At 53.6% G+C, this 20904-nt stretch carries 18 protein-coding genes, 1 rRNA gene and 1 pseudogene; 3 read left to right on the top strand and 17 right to left on the bottom strand.

Features of this window, described 5'->3' with window-relative positions; all coding sequences use genetic code 11:
• The 3 genes from rrf to DPF_RS02610 all read left to right on the top strand — a co-directional run.
• Window positions 1–81: ribosomal RNA gene (rrf, locus tag DPF_RS14475) — 5S ribosomal RNA — on the top strand; the annotation flags it as partial.
• Window positions 82–259: 178 nt separating this feature from the next.
• The gene (locus DPF_RS02615; protein WP_176724142.1) at window positions 260–1264 is read left to right on the top strand and encodes a GNAT family N-acetyltransferase; all 1005 of its coding nucleotides are present in this window, start codon (window positions 260–262) and stop codon (window positions 1262–1264) included.
• A 246-nt stretch (window positions 1265–1510) separates the two neighbouring features.
• A complete protein-coding gene (locus DPF_RS02610) occupies window positions 1511–2119 on the top strand; it encodes a hypothetical protein (protein WP_069857312.1) in 609 nt (202 codons plus the stop codon).
• 248 nt (window positions 2120–2367) lie between these two features.
• Here DPF_RS02610 and DPF_RS02605 read toward each other — a convergent pair whose 3' ends face one another.
• The 17 genes and pseudogenes from DPF_RS02605 to DPF_RS02515 all read right to left on the bottom strand — a co-directional run bounded on the left by DPF_RS02605 (window position 2368) and on the right by DPF_RS02515 (window position 20839).
• Window positions 2368–3666, bottom strand: a complete 1299-nt coding sequence (locus DPF_RS02605) for a (Fe-S)-binding protein (protein WP_069857311.1) — start codon at window positions 3664–3666, stop codon at window positions 2368–2370.
• Between the two features lies 1 nt (window position 3667).
• A complete protein-coding gene (locus DPF_RS02600) occupies window positions 3668–5053 on the bottom strand; it encodes an FAD-linked oxidase C-terminal domain-containing protein (RefSeq protein WP_069857310.1) in 1386 nt (461 codons plus the stop codon).
• A 49-nt stretch (window positions 5054–5102) separates the two neighbouring features.
• Window positions 5103–6794 carry an L-lactate permease gene (locus tag DPF_RS02595; protein ID WP_069857309.1) on the bottom strand — a complete coding sequence of 564 codons (1692 nt, stop codon included), beginning with the start codon at window positions 6792–6794 and terminating at the stop codon, window positions 5103–5105.
• 1032 nt (window positions 6795–7826) lie between these two features.
• Window positions 7827–9983 (bottom strand): L-lactate dehydrogenase (quinone) large subunit LdhH, encoded by a 2157-nt coding sequence (ldhH, locus tag DPF_RS02580; protein ID WP_069857306.1) that lies wholly within the window; start codon window positions 9981–9983, stop codon window positions 7827–7829.
• On the bottom strand, window positions 9983–10606 hold the full coding sequence (locus tag DPF_RS02575; protein WP_069857305.1) for a lactate utilization protein: 624 nt from the start codon (window positions 10604–10606) through the stop codon (window positions 9983–9985). The genes ldhH and DPF_RS02575 overlap by 1 nt, the downstream gene beginning before the upstream one ends.
• A 524-nt stretch (window positions 10607–11130) precedes the next feature.
• Window positions 11131–12125, bottom strand: a pseudogene (locus DPF_RS02570) (threonine synthase).
• Window positions 12126–12835: 710 nt separating this feature from the next.
• Window positions 12836–13138 (bottom strand): TIGR03905 family TSCPD domain-containing protein, encoded by a 303-nt coding sequence (locus DPF_RS02565; protein ID WP_088178301.1) that lies wholly within the window; start codon window positions 13136–13138, stop codon window positions 12836–12838.
• Between the two features lie 40 nt (window positions 13139–13178).
• Window positions 13179–13994, bottom strand: a complete 816-nt coding sequence (locus DPF_RS02560) for a YitT family protein (protein WP_231702114.1) — start codon at window positions 13992–13994, stop codon at window positions 13179–13181.
• A 16-nt stretch (window positions 13995–14010) separates the two neighbouring features.
• Entirely contained in the window at window positions 14011–14934 is a 924-nt protein-coding gene (locus DPF_RS02555; RefSeq protein ID WP_069857303.1) for a DMT family transporter, read from the bottom strand.
• Between the two features lie 723 nt (window positions 14935–15657).
• Window positions 15658–17127: a sigma-54 interaction domain-containing protein gene (locus tag DPF_RS02550; RefSeq protein ID WP_069857302.1), complete on the bottom strand. Its 1470-nt coding sequence runs from the start codon at window positions 17125–17127 to the stop codon at window positions 15658–15660.
• Window positions 17128–17296: 169 nt separating this feature from the next.
• Window positions 17297–17563 (bottom strand): hypothetical protein, encoded by a 267-nt coding sequence (locus DPF_RS02545; protein ID WP_069857301.1) that lies wholly within the window; start codon window positions 17561–17563, stop codon window positions 17297–17299.
• Between the two features lie 20 nt (window positions 17564–17583).
• Window positions 17584–18579 (bottom strand): DMT family transporter, encoded by a 996-nt coding sequence (locus DPF_RS02540; RefSeq protein WP_083254415.1) that lies wholly within the window; start codon window positions 18577–18579, stop codon window positions 17584–17586.
• Window positions 18580–18692: 113 nt separating this feature from the next.
• Window positions 18693–19271, bottom strand: coding sequence for a hypothetical protein (locus DPF_RS02535; protein WP_069857299.1), 579 nt, complete (start codon window positions 19269–19271; stop codon window positions 18693–18695).
• Between the two features lie 66 nt (window positions 19272–19337).
• Complete coding sequence (locus DPF_RS02530; RefSeq protein WP_069857298.1) at window positions 19338–19769, bottom strand: OsmC family protein; 432 nt, start codon at window positions 19767–19769, stop codon at window positions 19338–19340.
• Window positions 19770–19798: 29 nt separating this feature from the next.
• Window positions 19799–20131, bottom strand: coding sequence for a DsrH/TusB family sulfur metabolism protein (locus tag DPF_RS02525; protein WP_069857297.1), 333 nt, complete (start codon window positions 20129–20131; stop codon window positions 19799–19801).
• Between the two features lie 12 nt (window positions 20132–20143).
• Window positions 20144–20545, bottom strand: a complete 402-nt coding sequence (locus tag DPF_RS02520) for a DsrE family protein (protein ID WP_069857296.1) — start codon at window positions 20543–20545, stop codon at window positions 20144–20146.
• 12 nt (window positions 20546–20557) lie between these two features.
• Window positions 20558–20839 carry a DsrH/TusB family sulfur metabolism protein gene (locus DPF_RS02515; protein WP_069857295.1) on the bottom strand — a complete coding sequence of 94 codons (282 nt, stop codon included), beginning with the start codon at window positions 20837–20839 and terminating at the stop codon, window positions 20558–20560.
• Window positions 20840–20904 lie beyond the last annotated feature (65 nt).

The raw sequence follows: 20904 nt of genomic DNA, 5'->3' as shown, positions 1-20904 counted from the left end.
CCATCTCGAACTCGGAAGTTAAGACCTCCAGCGCCGATGATACTCCGGATCCATCCGCGGGAAAGTAGGTCGTCGCCAGGACTTCTTCTTCAAAGAGCCCTCATATCTTCACGATATGAGGGCTCTTTGCCTATGGTGCTTCGGGGCATATTGGCGTACCCCTAGCGGTGGACAGGAAGTGTCCACCTCAACGCACCACCCCTTTTATTGTTAATACGTTACGTTTGACATGCAGGAATCACTGACTTGGCATATGGACATGGGGGAATCACAGGAACTGTCCCCCTCCTTGAACCCGGCCTTGCTGGCCCAATGGACCCGTGTTGCGTTGTCCACAAACCAGGCGGATCCCTTCTGCTGCACTCCGACCTGGCAGCTTCCCTTTTATCAGGTGTTTTGTCCCCATCGTCCTGCTTTGATCAAGGTCTCCTCGGGCAACGTGCTTGCTTTTGCCGTCAAGTTGTTTGATCCCACCAAGATGTTTCTCATTCCCATTGATTCCCACTGGTTTTTCGGGTGCCCGGTACTCGGCCCCGGAGCTGTTGAACTCCTGCATGAGGTGGTGAGAGATATCGAGGGCCTGTATGGTTCCTTGTTTTCCGGAATGGTCATCAGCGGGATTCGTCCCGGCGGTGTTCTCGCCCGAAGACTGCGCAGGGTATTTTCCGGAAAGTTCAGAATTTCTCCCTACCTGGAACAGGTGCAATGTGCAGCCTCCCTGTCCGGCGGGATGGATGGGTACCTGGCACGACGGTCCGGCAATCATCGAAGAAAGATACGTCAGCAAATGCGACGGGCCATTCAAAAGGGCGTGTGGTTTGAGCGGATATCACCGTCAACCATGGAAGACGCCGACAGGATTTTTGATCGCATGCTCACCGTGGAAAGGGCCAGCTGGAAGGGCAGAGAACATTGCGGCATGGATCAGGAGCCTGCTGTTTCTTTTTACCGTGCCATGTTGCACCGATTGACCATGACGCAAGCCGCACGCATCATGTTTGCCCGCCATGAGGGCCAGGATATCGGATATATTTTTGGAGGAATGGCCCAAAGGATCTATCGCGGGCAGCAGTTCAGCTATGTGCAGGAATGGAGGGATATTTCCATCGGCAATCTCTTGCAGGCGGAGCAGATCAAATGGTTGTGTGAGGAAAAGGCCAAACGCTACGATATGGGTCCTCTTCGGGGTCCCAAAATGGCGTACAAGACGCATTGGACCGAAAAGCACATGCCTGCTGCAACATGGATTCTGGTAAAAACATAACTGTCTGGCATGAACATGCGGCTATGGCATTTCTTTTTGATATCATTGGACATTTAATGTGCGAATACCTGTGAATTTTAGGAAGGATGGTATCCACAACGTATACTAATAGTGGACAGGAAAAGCCCAAATTTCATGCATCTACCCGATATATGAACATTACTTGGTTCCGGCATATTTATTTCTTATCTTCCATCAGGTTAAGGTCAAGATTGAAGTATTTCAACAACCGCGTTGGAGGATGGTATGAAAAAATGGTTCGCAGGTCTTGTTCTTGTGTTATGTGTTTTTTGTTTTGGGTCAGCAGCCCAGGCCAGTCTGATTCCCTATGATGATTTGTGGATGGCAGACACATCCCAGCTCGGAGCCACCTTCGAGCTGATGGAGGAAAATGCCTGGTTTGCCAAGTGCAACTCCTTTGGTCTGTATCAGGATCTGGGTGGAGATCATCCCCTGACCATGGAAATTTTTAAGGGTTCTGATGGTCCTGGAGCCGTGGAAACTCTGACATGGGATACCCTGACAGGATCGGGATTTTCATTAAATCGTGAATTTGGTTTCTATCTGGATTCGTCGAAGCTCTGGTTCCTGGGTGGCGGACTTTTTCTGAGTGAAACCGATGCCGGGCACTCCAATCATGGCAGGGATTTTTTGCAGACCACCTTTGATGGCGAGAGCTACCTGCTTAATTGGGAAGACAATCAGCTCTGGCTCAATAAGGGGCCGAAGTGTGTGAAGCCCGATTACAATGATATGATTGTCAAGGTTTCCGGTATGAGCCCCACGCCCATTCCGGGAGCTCTGCTTCTGCTTTTGGGCGGTCTTCCCGTGGCCCTGATCAGAAAGTTCAGGTAGGTTGCTGAGTAAAGAAGGTTGTTGTAACTTGGTTACTCTCTTCCTGATGCCGGGTGCGCATGGCTGACGGTGGAGACGATGAAAAAAAGCCGGACGCATGGGGTACCATGGGTCCGGCTTTTTGCGTGGGTCAACAAGGTCTTGAAGGAGAGAAAATGGCCTCGTCTTGGCCATCCTTATCCCCCGAGGTGATGGGGAACAACTTGGCCCTTGGGTAAAACAGAAACCTCAAGGTGTGATGGTCGGGTTTACGAAATCATTTCTCCGTAGATCTCAATGACATGTTTAACCTTCACCGGATCATTGTTCCGGGACAGGCTGTCCTGAATCTGGAGCATGCAGGCCGGGCAGCTGGTGGCAACGATCTGGGCGTTGCTCTGGACGATGTGGTCCCGTTTCTGCTGCCCGATACGTTTGGATAGGTCATAGTGTTGCAGGTTAAAGCTCCCGCCGCATCCGCAGCATCTGTCGGCTTCGGCCATTTCCGTGAGTTTGAAGTGGGGATTGGCCTTGATCAGGATGCGCGGCTGAGCCGTCACGCCCATGGATTTTTTCAGGTGGCAGGGATCGTGGTAGGTCACGCTTCGTCCTCCATGCTCGGGAAGTTCAGGCGCTGTGACCCCGATGACATCCACGAGAAAGGCAGAGATATCCATGGTTTTCCCGGAAATCATGCTGATCTGCTCCTTTTCCGTCAAGGTGAAGTCCTGATCCATGAGGGGCCAGACTTTTTTGATGGTTGAGGTGCAGGTGGCGCAGGCCGTGATCAGGTAGTCGAAATCTTCCTGCAGAAAGGCCTTGAGGTTCATGCGGGTCAGGGATGTGTGCGTTGCCGTATCTCCCGAGGCCAGGGCCGGAATACCGCAGCAGGCCAGACCCTCGGGCATGAAAACGCCCACGCCGTGATGTCTGAGCACCTTGAGGCAGGTTTCAGCAATGTGCGGATAGATCTTGTCCAGCATGCAACCCGGAAAAAAAGCCACCTTGATATGACTTGAACCTGCCGGGGTGTTCATGGCCCCGATTGTCCTGTGCAGGGATTTTTTGGCCAGAGGTGGAAAATGACGATCTCCGAGCATGGGCCGCAGCCAGGTACAGGATGCCGTGTGCACCACGGGATTTTCCGGTTTGACGGCCACGTTCTGGATTATGGATGCCATGTCCAGAAGCCTGTTGAACATTTTGGGCCGGGAGAGCATGCCCCGGAAAATGGCCTTTTTGAGGGGAGACAGCCCCACATAGGAGGTCAGAATGGCCCGGGCCTTGAGAAAAATATCCAGGATTTTGACCCCCGAGGGACAATTGGCCGCGCAGGAACCGCAAAGCAGGCATTTATCCAGACATTGCTTGATCTTTTTGGGATCTTTGATCAGCTCCTTGGCCAGGTTTTCCAAAAGGATGATTTTTCCCCGGGTCACATCTGCTTCCTTCAAGGTCTCGCCAAATACCGGGCAGACCGCCTGACACAACCCGCAGTGCATGCACACGGCCATCTGGTCGTCGAGTTCCTTGAGCATGTTGCTTAATGCTTTCACGTCGCTGGACATGCTACCCTCCAATGATTTTGCCCGGGTTGAGAATACCGTGAGGATCAAGGGATGTTTTCAGGTGGCGACAGAAGCCAAGGGTTGCCCGGGAAACCTCGTGTTCCATGAATTTGCTTTTGGCGATGCCTATGCCGTGTTCTCCGGAAAGGGTTCCCTTGAGGGCCAGGGCGTGTTCGAAAATTTCATCCACGGCCTGCTCGACTTTGCCAAATTCCTTTTTGTCCCGCTTGTCGCATAAAATGGTCGGGTGCAGGTTGCCATCGCCCGCATGTCCGAAGATGCCGATGGTCAGGTCGTACTTTTTGCCTATGGATTGGATGGCCGCGATCATGGCCGGAATCTGGCTGCGGGGCACGGTGGCGTCTTCAAGGACGGTTGTTGGCTTGAGTCGAGCCAAAGCGGGCAGGGCGTCGCGCCGGGCCTGCCAGATGGTTGCCTTTTCCTGGGCGTTTTGGGCTGCGGTCACGCTGGATGCTCCCAGTCGGGTACACAGGCTCATGATTTTCTGGGCCTCTTCCTCCACCTGGGCAGGATGTCCGTCCACCTCTATGAGAAGCAGGGCTTCGGCATCCGTTGGCAGTCCGGCCCTGGAATAGTCCTCAACGGTTCTGATGGTGAAGTTGTCCAGAAATTCCAGGGTACAGGGCACGATTTTTTCGGCAATGATGGCGGATACGGTTTCCGAAGCCTTGGCCATATTGTCGAATACGGCGAGCATGGCCCTGGACGCGGCCGGAGGCGGGACAAGTTTCAGGATAATCTGATCAAAAACGCCCAAAGTCCCTTCGGAAGCGACCATCAGTCCCCCCAGGTTGTAACCGGTCACGCATTTGACCGTTCGGGAGCCGGATTTGATAAGGTTGCCGTTCACATCCCAGAAATCCACGCCCATGACGTAGTCCTTGGTCACGCCGTACTTGAGTCCCCGAAGCCCTCCTGCGTTCTCGGCCACGTTGCCCCCCAGGGTGGACACGGCCATGCTTCCGGGATCAGGGGGGTAGAACAGGCCCTTGGCAGCCACAGCCGCAGCAAAGGTGGCCGTGACCACGCCAGGCTGAACCACCGCGTACAGGTCATCTTCGTTGATTTCCAGAATCTTGTTGAGTCCATTGGTCAACACAACCATGCCGTGGGTGGACGAGGGAATGGTGCCCCCACTCAGGTTGGTTCCCGAACCCCGTACCGTCATGGGGATGCGGTTCTCGTTGCACAGGCTGACCACCTTGCCCAGGGTTTCGCTGTTGACGGGACGGACCACCAGTTCGGGGACAACGCTTTCGAGTACGGCCGAATCATATGAATAGGAGACGCGGTCGACCTCGCTGTCCATAACATTGTCGTTTCCGAGCAGGGCCTTGAGTTCCTTGATAAGTGATGGTGTGATCATGAAGTATTTCTCCTGAAGGCGTGCAGGGGATTGATGGAAGGATGCTGGTTTAGAACGTGTTCGGAAAAAGCACAAAGGCGAACACCAGCCCGGTGATGCCGACCATGAGTCCGTAGACCAGGCAGGGAATCATTGTTTTGCGTAAAATAAGCCCTTCTTCTCCCGACAGACCCACTGTTGCCGAAGCGGCCACGATGTTGTGTACGCAGATCATGTTGCCCATGGCGCCTCCCACGGCCTGCAGGGCAACAATGATTTCCCGGCTGGCCTGGATGTTTTCGGCAATGCCGTATTGAAAGTCCGCGAACAACAGATCGGAAACCGTGTTGGATCCGGTGATAAAGGAACCAAGGGCCCCGACAAACGCTGCAAACATGGGCCAGCTGGAACCGGCCAGAATGGATACGAATTGGGCCATACTCATGGGCATGGACCCGTAGCCCAGGGGGTTGTGCCCCGACTGTTTGAAGATTTCAACCATGGCCACGGCAAAGAACAGGGCAATGGCAGGATTTTTTATTTTGACAAGGGCTTCCCTCCATGCAGCAGCAGCCCTGTCTCCGGTCATGCCGTGCATGAAAATGGTCAGGATGGCCACCAGGACAAAGGGGATCATGCCCGGGTTGTACAGGGGTTTCATGGCAAAATTGACGTGTTCGTATCCCAGGATATGGCTCCATGAAAAGACCATGGAATTGACCCATCCCTTGAGGGGAAGTTCGGCTATGCGGGTAAGCACCAGAAGCACGGCAATGAGGATGTACGGTGTCCAGGCCCTGAGTTGGCTCATCCGGGGTTTGAGGTCGGTCTTGCCCGGTTCGATGCTTCCGACCCAGTCATGTTCCCACGAGGATTGGGGTCCGAAATCCCAGACATCCCCGGGAAGAAATATCCCCCTCTTGGCTGCCGGGACCACGATGGCCAGACCGATGAGGGCACCGATCAAAGACGGAAATTCCACCCCAAAGAGAAAGGCCACGGTCACATAAGGGACCAAAAAGGAAATGGAGGCGAACACGGCGAATTTCCATGCGCCCAGGCCTTCTTTCCAGCTTTTGTTCTGGCCGAAGAATCGGGTCATGAAGGCGCAGATGGCCAGAGGCAGGATCAGGATGACCACGCTGTGGAGCAGAGAGGCCCATTCACCCACATGCTGCAGAAATCCCTCAAAGGTGGTAAATCCCAGGGAATCACCCGTGGCAATGGCCGCTTCCACCTTGGGGCGCAATGTTTTCAACCCGAACCACAACGGCGTTCCTACGGCGCCGAAGGTGACCGGTACGGAATTGCAGATGAGGCAGATGGTTACAGCTGCCAGGGCCGGGAACCCCAGCCCCAGAAGCAGAGGGGCGGCTATGGCCGCCGGGGTCCCGAACCCGGCAGCACCTTCCAGAAAGGCGGCAAAAAGGAAGGAAATGATGATCACCTGGACCCGTCGATCCTGGGAAATGCCGAAAAAACCGTGACTGATGGTTTCCATGCCTCCACTTTCACGCAGGGTGTACAGGATGAGCAAGGCGCCAAAGACAATGATCAGCACATTCACCGCACTGCCGAATCCGCTCAGGGTCGAAGCCGCAATAAGCGTAGCCGGCATTTTCCAGATAGCCATCCCGGAAAAGGCGGCCACGGCCCAGGCCAGCGGCATGGCTCGGGTGGCCGGCCAGCGAAAACCAACCATGAGAACAAGAACCATCGCGATGGGAATCAGGGCGATGAAGGCAAGAAGTCCAAGGGACATGACATACTCCTGGGGCTGAAGGATTACCATTACCCTTGCGCGCACGCAGGACCATGCGCTCATGGGACGACAAGACCAATTGGGTCGGGTACAGCCAGCAGAGGCACGGGATGACCCTTTCGCCATACCTCTTTGGATTATGGAAGTTCCCGGACCGGGGAGAAGGGTGCAGACCCTGGCTGGGCGGGAACATTGATCCCTGGGACGTGGCCCCACTCCCTGCGCAGGAGAAGGGGAAAGCCCTGGGGAAAGTCTGGTCTAAGAGAAGAATGATCCAGGTAAAGAACCCTGGGGATGCACCCATTGCCATGGCGGTTTTGTCGGGTCCACAAGGATGTTTTGAGGCTTCTGCGTCCTTGAGGGTCCTGGGCATCAGGCCTTGGGCCACCTGGTGGTTGTTGCCGGAGTCTGGGGTGCACAAGAGATGGTACGGGCAACAGGAGAGGTTAATCTTTGAAACAAGAAAGGTGCCAGATATAAAAACCAGATGATTTCTTCAATATATCTGATGGTTATATTTTCTGACAATAAAACCTGGAACAGGGAAAACAGGTTGATGTCCGGGATTGCGGACAAGGTGGAAGGCAAGATGATTGGAGATGCGCATGTTCGTCCGATTTTTAGGACCATAAGGCGGCTATGGCGCAAGCAATGTCCAAAAGTTCCGCGGAACAAGCCCCTGGTCTGCGCTGAAAATGGGCAATGAGTGAAAGGGGCAGAGGTCGTCACGACCGTTCAGCTGCGAAAGCGGCCTGCTGAGTGTTGGAAGAAGCAGATATCCGATTTTGGATATGATGTACAACCATTGGCTTGTGGGGCCAGTTGGTTGCGTTTGGCCTGGAGGGCCATTGTCTGCTGGGAAACCTGGTCTGCTTCAGCCTTGCTGTTGCCAGACAGGTCATCTTTACTCCGTTCCCCGTCTGCACATCATGTTCCGGGCGTACTGTTGATGACAGATGGATCGGCAACAGTCGTCCGGACTTGGCAACTCGCGCCAAGGCAGGTGTGTTTTTTGGCTTGTGCTGTTGCAATCTATTTCTTGGCCCTGGCCAGGGCTTCGGCAATGTGCAGAACCTGGACACGGCTGCCGCGGGTTTCCATCCCGCCTCGAAGCTGGAGCACGCACCCCGGGCATTCGGTCAAGAGCAGCTCGGCTCCTGTTTTTTCCACGTCATCAAGTTTGTTGTTGAGAATCTGTTGGGAGACCTGGGGAAATTTGCTTGTGTAGGTCCCGCCGAATCCGCAACAGACCTGTTCTTCATCAGCCCGAACAAAACGGTATCCAGATTTTTCAATGAGTTCGTGGGGGGCGTGGACAACCCCCATGCCCCGACACAGGTGGCAGGGGGAATGGAAAGTGGCTGTTCTGCCAGACGGATTGAATTCTTCCCTGGTTACCTGAAGGATGTCGTTCACAAAACTGGAGAAGCTCATCACCTTGTCCGAGAACTGCTGCACCTTCACGCCCACAATGGGCTCGTCACCTACCAGGAAGGGATAGTTGTTCTTCAAATGGGAGGCGCAGGAAGCACACAAGGTCAGAATGTAATCGTAGTCGGCCGGATCGATGGCGGTGACATTCTGAAGGGCCACGTCCCTGGCCGCCTGTTTTTCGCCCATCATCTGGACCGGAAGTCCGCAGCAGGTCTGGCCCATGGGGAAGTCCAAGTCCACCCCGTGGTGTGCCAGGACCTTGATTCCGGCCTCCAGTTGTTCCGGGTAGACAAAATCCTGCACGCATCCCGAAAACAGGGCCACCTTGAATTTGGGATGGGCCGGTTTGGGGGGACGAACATCCTTCCACATGTCACGGAACGGCTTCTTGGCAATGGCTGGCAGGGCTCTGAAATCCTGATCCCTGGCAAATATCTGGGGCAGGTGACTCAGGTATCTGGTCCCGCCGGTGATGGGTCGCTGGGCCGCCTTGGCCGTTCTGAGCAGGGTATGGAACAGCTTGCGGTTTTTGAGCACCTTGCCCAGCAGTACCGAGGTAAGGGGGTGGCCTTCTTCGTCCTGGATGCGGGTGTGGATTTCCTTGATGAGCCGGGGAAGATCAATACCTGCGGCGCATACATGCTTGCACGCCTCGCAATTGATGCAGTTCTGGACCAGGTTTTTGGCCTTGTCTCGTCCGTGAAAAAAATAGGTCAAAATGAGGCCGATGGCCCCGATGTACACGTGGCCCATCTGATGGCCGCCCACCATCCGGTAGACCGGACAGACATTGGCACAGGCCCCGCACCGCACGCACCGGAGCACCTGTTTGAACAGCGGGTCCCTGGCAAGCTGGGTCCGGCCGTTGTCCAGAAAGACAATATGCATTTCTTTTTTGTTTTTTTCTGTCCCCCGAGCCAGGCACTGGTTGGCCCCGGTGATCCATGTGACATAGGAGGTGATGGCCTGCCCCGTGGCATTCCTTGGCAGAACGCGCAAAATAGTCAGGGCGTCCTGCAGGGACGCACACAGCTTGTCCAGACCAACCAGGGCGACGTGGACCCTGGGGAGGGTGGTCACCAGTCTGGCGTTGCCTTCGTTGGTCACGATGCCCAGGGTGCCGGTTTTGGCTATGGCAACATTGGCTCCGGAAATGCCCATGTCCGCCTGGGTGAATTTGGCGCGCAACTCCCGTCGGGCCACCTTGACCAGACGCTGGATGTCCGGTTTCTGCTCGCGGGCGGTAACGTCGGCAAAGAGATCGGCCACTTGGTGTCTGGAGAGGTGGATGGCCGGCATGACCATGTGGGTGGGGCCTTCGTGGCGAAGTTGGATGATCCATTCGCCCAGATCGGTTTCCGTGACCTCGAATTCCGGCTCCAGATGATGGTTGAGCAGGGTTTCTTCCGCGGTCATGGACTTGGATTTGATGATTTTTTTACACGCGTTCTTGCGGGCGATGTTCGCGATGAGCTCGTTGGCCTCGTGGGCGGTTCTGGCCAGATGGACATGGACCCCGGCGGCCTGAGCCCTGGTCTTGAACTCCTCGTACAGGGCCATCATGTTGTCGATGCCTGCGTCCTTGACCCGGACCACCTCGTGAATGAGCACTTCTTCCTCATGGCCCTTGAAGGCATTGATCCGGGCGGAACGGTAGGCCACAGCGAATTTGTCCATGGCCTTGCGCAGAAAATCGTTGTCCAGGGCCTCTCCCAGTTCCCGCTTGTACTCTTTCAGGTTGTTGGCCTTTTGCATTACCTGTCCTCCAGGATGAGAATGTGCAATTCCAAGGGGCCATGAACGCCCAGGGCCAGGACCCGTTCGATGTCTGCGGTCCGGCTGGCCCCGGTGATGAATGCCAGGTAATTGGGATTGTTCTCCATCAAGGTTTCGAGGTCATTGGTGATTTCTTCGGCCCTGCCCTTGATTCTGGAGGCGGGGATGACTGCCACATGGATTTCGCTGATCATGGTGCCCAGCCGAAGCTCCTCGCTGGAGGAGTCAAGGATCAGCGTGCCTGTCTCGGCTATGCCGTACTCGCAGATGGTCAGGCCGATATCAACGCCCTCCAGGTGTTTGCGCATGTCTCTCCTGATCACGGAAATCCCCTGTTCCCGGGCCATGGGCACGAGCCGGTCCAGATCATCCCGGGCAAGTCCCGGAGCCGCTATGATTCTGCCCCATTTCCTGAGTCCGCAGAGGTCCTCGGCCTTTTGGGAAAGGTCCTCCTGGCATCCCGAGACAAGCATCTGGCAGGCCTTTTTGCGGGCGCACAGATCCACGGTATACGCCAATGCCTGATCAAGGGAGGGAACCGATGAAACTATGGCGGAGACCGCTTCCGCTTTGGTTCGGAATTCTTGGATCACTTCACTCATGGGTGCTCCTTGGAAAGAAATGCGTTGGTTGGGAAAGGGGATGATTGGATGATATCCGATCGATTTTTTTATGGAAAGCGCGTCAGTGATGCGCGGTTTACCACATGCGGATTGGTTTTGATACCTCCGGCAAGTACATTTTCTATCTTCAAGCAAAAATTGTGCTATCAATCTCTTGATAAGATTGTTTTATATTACGGGAGGTTCGGGTTGGAAGGGGAAAATAGGAAAAAAAGGAGCGGGAGGTCATCCGAGATTTCGGACAGTCATGTCCCGGTGAGGGGCAGAAGGGATGTCGCAGAACAGTCCGATCATTGCATTGCTATCGTCCGTGGGCGTAGGTACATCCGAGGATCCGTAGAGACAAGGCATACCTTGTCTCTCCACGAGCAACCTGTTGCAAGAGAAGACAGGTTGACGTGAACAGCCTCATATCACGTAATGATCCCCGGCTCGGACATTTTGTCTGTGCCGGGGATTTGTGTTGGCAGTGTGCTGGGCGCTTTTGGGTTTGATTGCGACCATTAACCTGTTGCCAGTTTGTGAAGTTTGTCTCCGGCCTTGAGCCCGTGTCCTGTGAACGCGGTTACGACCACCTCGTTTGAGGGGCACTGGGTCACATATCGGGCTGTCCCGGCGATCACTGCGGCTGAGGTCGGCTCAATACAATAGCCTTTTCGACCCATATCTTTGAATGCCGTGAGGATTTCTTCTTCCTCCACGGTGAAAAATGTCCCTCCTGTGTCGCGGACGGCCTGAAGTATCTGTTCTCCCCGCTCGGGTTTTGCAATGGCTATTCCTTCGGCCAGAGTGGATGCGGTGGTGATGGGCTGGGCCTGATTTTTGCCCGCCCGGAACGCTGCGGCCAGGGGAGCGCATCCTGCAGCCTGGACAGCAATGAGCTTGGGCATGGCGTCGATGATGCCGAGTCTGGTCAGCTCGGAAAATCCGATCTGCGCTCCCAACAGCAGGGTGCCATTTCCGGCTGGCAGGACAACCGCATCCGGTGATTTCCAGCCGAGTTGTTCTACAACCTCGTAGGCAAAGGTTTTGGTTCCGTGGAGAAAAAGGGGTTGTAGACATGGCTGGCGTAGTAGGTGTCGGCGGCTGCGGCTTTGCAAGCCGCAGCCGTGTCCTCACGGGTACCTGGAACCGGAACAAGATCGGCGCCGTAGAGCTCGATCTGCCCGAGTTTTCCCGGTGAGTTATCCGCCGGGACAAAGATGCGGCAATGGATGCCTGCCTTGGCGCAGTACGCGCCCACGGCACAACCCGCATTGCCGGAGGAATCCTCAACAACATTGCGGATACCGAGATGGGCGGCCATGGCGATCATGACGCTTGCCCCCCTATCCTTGTAGGAACCCGTGGGAAACAACTGCTCCTGTTTCACCAACACCTCGCGTCCGCCGATGCTCAACGGCAGCAGGGGGGTGAATCCTTCGCCAAGGCTCAACTCCGCACCAGGGGGGACCGGCAGGGCTTCCCTGTACCGCCAGAGAGTGGTTGGTCGTTTCATGACCACTTGAGGATCCAGCGAAGGTGTAAAATCGAGATCAAGCAGCCCCCCGCATGGGCATAGCCAGTGCATTGTTTCGATGGGGTAACGATCACCGCATGTTCTACATATAAATTCCGTCATCAATTTCCTTGTCGCAACTATGTATTCTGTTTCCATAAAGATGACATCGTAGCGTTTAGAACACGATGACATTTATTTCATTTTGTATATCATGTATGCTGATCTTTTGTTTTTCTAAGGATATGTATTAGGATTTATCTGAAAATACGATAGCAATAATGTTTTTAGCGCGTAGTTGTCACATGGTCTTGGTGATGTTACTTCTTCTGGTTTTTCCTGCTTCGACCTATAGCATCCATGGTTTTTAGAGCATAGAATACCTTTTCTGGAGTTACTGTAAAAGGCTCATTGTGAATGGTTTCGCCTTCAGCGCACGCCAGATCTGCCACCTGCATCAGCTCTTCGTCCGTGACATTTTTGAGGCCGATATCGGCTAACGTGGTTGGCAGGCCTATCGTTTCACAGAAGGTGAAAACGGTATCAATTGTACTTCTGCTCTTATCGGATCCTGCTGCAAATTTGCGGAGATTGCTGCAGGATCATCCCTGAAATGTGTTCACATTGTTTGCTGACGGATGTGCAGAATTCATTCCTGTTGGGAGGGGAGGACATGACGTGATTGATGGCATGTCCAGTTTGGGGGCTTTTTATTCCTGTTCCATATGATTGCGCAGGGCAATGCAGAGCTGATCCGTGCACGAGGTGTTTTTTTTGCCGCAGGTGTTGCCGCTGAGTTTTCGGATGATCTCTTCCACGTCCATGCCCACCAGCAGTTTGGAGATGGCCTTGAGATTGCCTTGGCAACCTCCCGTGAATTTGAGGTAGGTCAATTTGCGGTCTTCCACTGCAAAGCGGATCATGCGGGCGCAGACATTTTGGGGGATGAATACTTCGGCATCTCCTGCCAAATCCACGTTAACGGTCTGCAGGGCCTGGGGTTCTGTTTTCATGTGTTGGGCATGCATCAATGTATTCCTGTTGGTTGTGCGGTTAGTAATCCTTGCGGCTGGCAATGGCGCCGCCAATGACACTAAACGTATTTTCGACAACAAAGATGGCTTCGGGATCATTATCAAGGATCAGGTGTTCCAGGGAGCGCAGACGCAGGTTGTCGGTGATGGACAGGATCATGTCCACGCCCTCGTTGGAATAGCCACCTCTGCCGGGGAAAACCGTTGCATAATGTTTGTTTTGGGTCATCACTGCTACCAGCTCAGCCGATTTTTTGGTAATGATGCGCACGGCCTTGCGCTGGTTGAACATGGAAAGAACGTATTCGGTCACCACGGAGCTGATAAAGAGCATGACCAGGGATGCAATGAGCTTGTCCTGGGTGTAGCGGGTCAGGGCAAGACTCATGACCGCCGTGTTGACCACGAAGTAAAAGACACCGAATCGGATGCCGAATTTTCTGTTCAGGATGACGGCCACCACATCCAGGCCGCCACCGCCGCCATAGGTCCGGAGAATGAGACCGCATCCTGCCCCCATGATGGATCCGGCGGCTATGGCCGCGTACAGCTCGTTTCTGATGCCAAGATCAAGCTGGATATAATGGGTCATGAGCGTGACCACGCTCATGGTGAACAGGTTCAGGCAAAAAAAACGTTTGCTGACGCCTTTCCATGCGGCGAGAAACAGCGGGATATTCAGCAGTAAATACCATATGGAAAGGGATAATCCCGGTTCCATGGAGTGGCCGACAACCGCGATACCGTACAGGGCTCCGGGCACAAAGTGATGGTGTGCGGCCACTCCGTTATAGCCAATGACGAATATGATGGCGCCAACAACAAGCTGCCCCATATTCCAGAAAAGAGAATTAGTTAGCGATCTCAATCGGTTGATCATAATGTTTTGCCTTCCATCTTCTTCGTTTTGGCAAACCGCCATATAAGGCAAAGAGGATCCCTGCCAAAATGACCATGCCGCTGAAGGATTGGATGAAACTGACCGGTTCGTCAATGACCAGCCATGCCACCAAACCGCTGATGGGAGGCAGGGTGTAGTAAAAAAGCATTGCCTTGGGCGCGCCCAGGATGTGGACGGCTTCGTTCCAGAATAGAAAACAAAGGATGGAAGCGAAAATCGCAAGGTACAGCAACGACCAGATGAGAGTTGGCGTGAATTCGGGAAGGATGATCGCGCCTCCTGTTTCCCACAGGTAAAGGGGAATGATTTGCGCTGTTCCAAACAGACACAGGGCCATGACAAGGGCAGTCTGACTGATTTTGCCTGCAATGCGTCCGATGGTGGTGTTGTAGGCTGCGGACATCATGGCCGTGCACAATATGAGGAGGTCTCCCCGGGCAAAGTGCATGGTGGCAAGCCTGCTGAAATGGCCATCCGTCACCAGCATCACGATGCCGAAGGTGCTCAGGGCAATTCCCATGTACATGCGTGGCTTGAGTTTTTCCTTGAAAATGAATTGGGCCACCAGGGAGGTCAGCAAGGGGGATAATGTGGAAATAAGGGACATGTTCAAAGCCTCTGAAGTATGCCCGGCGAGAAATACAAGGGTGTCATACAAAGAGACACCTGTCAGGGCGAGGAAAAACATTTCTTTCCACATGTGACCGATGACATGGCGTTCGCGCCAGAAGGCCCGAAATCCAAAAGGGAGAAAGATGAGCGTGGCCAGTGACCACCGAAAAAGATTCAAGGTTGCCGGATCAATGTGTCCGGAAAGACCGCGAGCCGCGACAAAATTGCCGCTCCAATTGAGTATCCCCAGCAGAATGAACATATACCCTGCTGTCTGGTTCGTTCTGAATTGTTTCCACTGCACAGGCATGCTCCTGAAAATCAGGCCCGTTCGATGAGGACACCTCGGACAGGGCAAGGGCTCGACTGAAGAAAGAATGGCTTCAGCCTCAAAGGGTTGCTGGTTGCTTTTGCAGAAAGCAAACTCTTGGGAAGGGGATCAGTGCTCCATTGCAGATTTGAGTGACCTTGCCCCGGATCCCTCCATGGATGTGGTCCAAGAAGGAAGCAAGGTCATGCAATGGTTTCTGAGAGCTTTTCGCACTGTAAATTTGGGGAAAGATCCTCGGACAATGCCGTCCCTTCCCAAGAGTTTTTGGGGGCGCTGCCAAAAGCGCGCTCCCTGGCCAAACACACAATCGAAGCCGCCTGAGCATAGAATATGCCGAGCGTGTAACTATTTTGTATGATTGAATTTTATGAATAATTTCAGCCAAAAAACAAAAAAGGCGCGACATGAATGTCGCGCCTTTGAAGGAAAATCGGTGTAAGCTGCTAATATTAATGTTTGTTTGCGACAAACGACATGTATGTCGCGAACTGACGATTGTGTCGTATTGTCATGGGAAGGCTCAAGGGCACAACCCAATCCGAAGACAAAGATCCCATGCTGATGATCGCGGAAACCGGATCATGGTGGCAGATGCTGCATGTTCCGGCGGGCCCATACCACACCCCGGCAGGCTGCTGTTTGCAAAGATCGACGTTACAATCCGTATTTTTTCAGCTTGCGTTGCATGGTGCGCATGTTCAGCCCCAGTTCCCTGGCTGTTTGACCTTTTTTCCAGTGATTTTTTTCCAGTGCCTTGAGCAGGAGATGTTTTTCCACAAGATTCATGGTCTCGGCCAGGCTGGATCCCTCATCAGCAACTTCCAACGCCTCTTCAATGTCGGGTGCCTTGTCGGGGTCCTGCATGGTCAATTCACTGAAAACACAATCTCCGAAAGTGAGGTAGCGCTCAATGACATTTTGCAATTCCCGCACATTGCCCGGCCATGAGTGGGCGTCAAAGGCCGCACGGATTTTGAGGGGCAGCCTGTGGGTGGAAGCATCCTCGCCCGTGTAGCGGGACATGAATTCGGTTATCAAAAGGGGCAGATCCTCGATTCGTTCCCTGAGGGGCGGTATGCGGATGGGCAGGACATGGAGCCGGAAAAAGAAATCCGAGCGCATGGTCCCCTGTCTGACCATTTCATTGAGATCGCGGTTGGTTGCGGCAATGAGGCGGAAATTGGAACTCCTGGGTTCACTGCCTCCCACCGGGGTGTACAGCTTGCTTTCCAGGGCCCGAAGCAGTTTGACCTGCAAGGAGAGATCGATCTCTCCCACTTCGTCGAGAAACAGGGTCCCGCCGTCTGCGGCCGCCAGATAACCCTGACAATCGGAAACCGCACCTGAAAAAGCCCCTTTCTTGTGCCCGAAAAAGGCACTCTCCATGAGGTTGGCGGGAATCGCGCCACAGTTGACGGGAACATACGCTCCCGGGGTGCCTCGTTCTGCGTGGATACTCTGGGCCACAAGATCCTTGCCTGTACCGGTTTCTCCAAGGATGATGACGTTGGCATCACTTTTGGCCGCCTTCATGATCAGCTTGAACACATCGCGCATCCCCTGACTTTTGCCGATGATGTTCCGAAATTTGTATCGATCGCCCAGGGAAGCCTGGAGCTGTCGATTCTCCTGCAGGAGCTCGAATTCGCGCATTTTCTGGGCGCTTATGTCGATCATGATGCCTTCAAGGTGTGTGGGCGTTCCCTTTTCGTCATAAACACACTCACCCTGGTCCCATATCCATTTGTGGTCGTTGTTGCCCAGGCGGACGCGGTAAAGCATTTTGTAGGGGCGGTGGCCGTCAATGGCGGCATTCTGTTCTTTGCGTATGGAAGGCAGATCCTCGGGAAAGGCCATGGTTTCCATGACGTTGGTATGCTGTTTGGTAAAGTATTCGGGAAGAACTCCAAAGAGCTCAATACAGCCCTGGCTGGCAAAATCCAGGGTGGGGTGATATTTGTGGTCAAGGGAGCAGCTGTATGCCATGCCGGGAAGGTTATTGAACAGACGGGTCAAACGCTCTTCGCTTTGTTTGAACCTGGTTTTCATTTCCCTGTAGGAAGACAGCTCCTGCTTGAGTTCTTGACAATGGTGCAGCAGCTCGTCGTGCGTCAATGTCGTCATAAGTAGTTCCTTGCTTCTTTTTTCTGTTTGGCTGCGACATTTTTGTCGTTTTTCCGTGGCGACATGTGTGTCAGAACACAAAAAAGTGCAAGCATTATTTTGCATGAATTATGATCATACATATCAAAAAGGCTGCAAGGGTAGGATAGATCCCTTGCAGCCTTTTTGATCACGATGCCTTATGCAATTTATCGAGTCCGTATTCTGATATTCTGTACGTTGAAACCAGCTTTCCATCATCGTCAATGTAAGAGCCTTCTTCATTGAGTATTCCAACGGCTTTCAGTGATTTAAGATGATCTTCTATGGTTTTGATGCAGCAATAATTTTCGGATGGATAATCATACATGACAATTTCATGTATTGCCCTGGCATTGAGCAGCTCACCATTTTTGAATACTTCGACAATACGTGTTTTTAGTGGTTTTGTTTTCATTCTGACGTCCTTGCATTGTTTTATGCACTACGTAACTTGGTCATGTCTTTGGGATTCCCCACCACCAAAATCATGCCGGTGGTAATGATGAGTGCCCCGATAATGATATTGGCCGTGATTTCCACTTCGGTAAAAATGGCGGAAAAGAAAATGCCCCATAAGGAGTAGGTGATATTGATGGCCATGGCCCGACTGACACCGGTCATGTTCATGGCGCGGTACCAGCAAAGATAGGAAAGGGCACCCACCAGGGCAGCCGTGGGGAAAACCCAGCCAATGGAACCGGTCAAGGCCGGTGTGATCAGGGCATAGCCGCCGGCAAGGGGCAGGACCACCAGCAGGTAGGTGGAGGAAGAGGTCAGCTGGCGTACATTAAGGGCAACGGCGGGATCAAGCAGGTCCATGCCGGATGTGGCGAGCACACCTTCGAATCCCCAGCCAAAGGTGGCGACAGCGGCAAAGGCGATGCCCATGTAGAATTCACTGCCCAGGGAACCTTCCGGAGGGGTATATCCGATGACCATTCCTCCCACGACGCAAAGGGCAAGACCCATCCACGCGCGCAGGACGATCTTTTCCTTGAGAAAAATGGCGGCCAGGATGGAGGCCACTGCAGGGTACAATGCCGTGATGGGCATGACATAGGCGGGTCCGGCAAATTTCAAACCCAGCATGTACGAGGACATGGCCATGGGACCCCCGAAAAGGGCGCCCAGCATCACCGGACGGGCAGTTTTGGCACGCAGAGTGCGCACAAGCTCCTTGAGCCTTCCGGTTGTACCGTTAAAGACGAGCAACCACAGGGCACTGAACGTATCGTGCAGCGCACCCACGGTAAGCGGAGCCAGCAGCCAGTATTCCTTGTCCAGGAAGATGGTGGCCTCAAAGGCCAGACTGAGAATAACGCCGTTGAGCCCCCAGGACATGCCGGAGAAAACGGCAATGGCGAGTCCTTTTTTGGCAAAGGCTACATCCTGTTGTAGTTTCAGGTTCTCAACAGTCATTGCGGTAGTCATAGGGGTTCAGGTCTCCTGCACTTAATATCTTGAAATAGCATGCAATGTTGCAAAGAAGGGAGAGCAACCCAAGGATCGCTCTCCCCTTCCATTGATGATGATCAACTGGCGAATTAGGCGCAGTCGTGCTTGTCCCAGGGTTCCCGATTGTCCCGCTGCAGGGCCACTTCCATGCGGCCAATGGCTTCCTTGAGCTTGCGCATTTCCTTGAGCTTCATGTCGGGATCCTTGAGGGCCTGATACAGAACCGCACCCGTGCAATCGCCAGGAATGGGCAGGTCAGCCACATAGCAGATGGTGGCAATCACATCAGCAGCAACAACATTGCGCTGGATGGTTCCTGCCTTCTTGTTCATGCCCAGACCGCCCATGAACAAGCCACTGGCAGTGGCCAGCACGATCAGGGTACGACGGTCGGCTGCTTCGGCGATCTGTGCCATGGAGGCTTCCAGGGCCTCGGCCGTAACATCACCCAGCTCAACAATGGCCAGAGCACCGTCTTCTTCAAATACCCTGGCAACGCCGTTGGCAGCCACTGTGGCACCACCCTGGATCTTGGCGGCTTCGGCAACCATATTGGCGGCGTCAAAGCCGGCAAAAGTGCAGGATTTCTTGATGTATTTCTTCAAAGCCGCGCCGCCGTTGACATCAGCTTCGCCACAAACAATCAAAACAACTTTTTTATCAGCCATTATGTTTCTCCTTTCATGTTGAACGTATTTATGTCGGATTTAGGTCAAAATTGCCTGCAAAGGGCGTTAAACTGCTTTCATTTCGATGTTGTAGTCGACTTCCATGCCCTCTTCGAGGGAGTAGGTGAGCAAGGAGCCGTTGAGCATGTTTTCCTTGACGGTTTCAAAGACTTCCCGGTCTTTTTCGTCCAGACCGACCTCAATGTTGATCTCCAGTTCAACGTAACGGGTGCGGTTGACCTCGTCCTTGTCCTTGGTGGCCGTGGCAGATCCTGTCAGGGACTTTATTTCAACATTGTTGCGCTTGAAGGCATTGACCATGGTGTTACAATAACAGGAAAGCGCAGCCACGCAGAGCATGCGGGAGCCCATGGATTCCTGGTTGCGTTCTTCCGGGGTGATGGAGGAAAAATCCATGATGATTTCAGGGACAGCCTTGGCGCCAACGTTGAATTTGTCGCGGTTTTCATCCAAGCGTTCAAAGTGTACAGTGGACATGCAGATTCCCTCTTGATGATGTCTGTTGATTAGAAATAGTTGACGCAATCCATCTCTTCGCACAGTTCGGCAACATCTGCTGCCTCAATGACTTCAATCCCCTTGACGAGGTTTTCTTCAGTCAGTCCGCGCTTTTCCAGGTCTTCTTTGACGGCGTAGATTTCGCCTTCTTCCTGGATGAGGTCCTTGAGCATGGAGGTATGGTAGCCGGGATTGTTGATGAGGCACCAAACGCCTTCTTCGGCGTAGATGAGTTTGGTTTCAAAACCATTCTGATGACAGGCCCAGGCGGTACGTATGCCCAGGGCGCCCTGTTCCACGCCAAGGGGCTTGGATACGACAAAGCAAGCAGAATTGATCATGGCGCGCCTCCTTTAGTGGCCCACGGACAGAAGAACGTCCGAGGTCATGAGATATTTGGTGAAGGAACCACCCACGTCGCCCCATTTGATGCCATCCACATACTGGCGGGATTCAATACCACGGGCGTGTTCGTTGGTGTGACAGGTGGAGATGTCGCCGCCCTTGCGCGTGATGTCGGCCAACCGCTCAAAACACTTGGTGGGTTCAATATGATCAAGGAGCCGCTGCTGGATATGCAGGTCATCACCTTCAATGGGAATTTCTTTCTTGGAAATATTTACGGCATTTCCGAACAAATAGATCTGGACCTTGTGGCCTTTTTCCTGGGCGGCCTGGGCGAGACGTGTGGCGAACTCGGCATCCTCGTTCTCCGCAGATCCCGACAGGAGCATGATGGTCAATGTTTTTGACATGATGCTATCTCCTTAGAGTGATACGATTTTTTCGTCGCTTCCCAGCAGCAGGTCCACCATCTCGGGGTAGTCCACCACCTGACAGTTATCGCTGAGTTCGAGATTGCGGGCATCCAGGGCGTTTTTGGCCACATAGATGTCTTCAACGTCCAGATCTTCCAGCTTGTTCTCCCAGTGTTCAGTGCCAAAACTGATGGCATCGCCAACCAGGAGCAGGGCCTTGTCCTCGTCGCCGCCGATAAGAGCGATTCGGTCAAGAATCCCCTCTTCCGGCTTGTTCACGAAAAAGAGCATGTATGCTTCTCCATGCGTTGTTCTCTGCGTCCCCCGGTCGCCGCGAGGTGCACGAGACAGATTAA

The organism is Desulfoplanes formicivorans (assembly GCF_001748225.1).
GTDB lineage: Bacteria > Desulfobacterota > Desulfovibrionia > Desulfovibrionales > Desulfomicrobiaceae > Desulfoplanes > Desulfoplanes formicivorans.
This window is presented reverse-complemented; position numbering and strand designations above follow the sequence as displayed.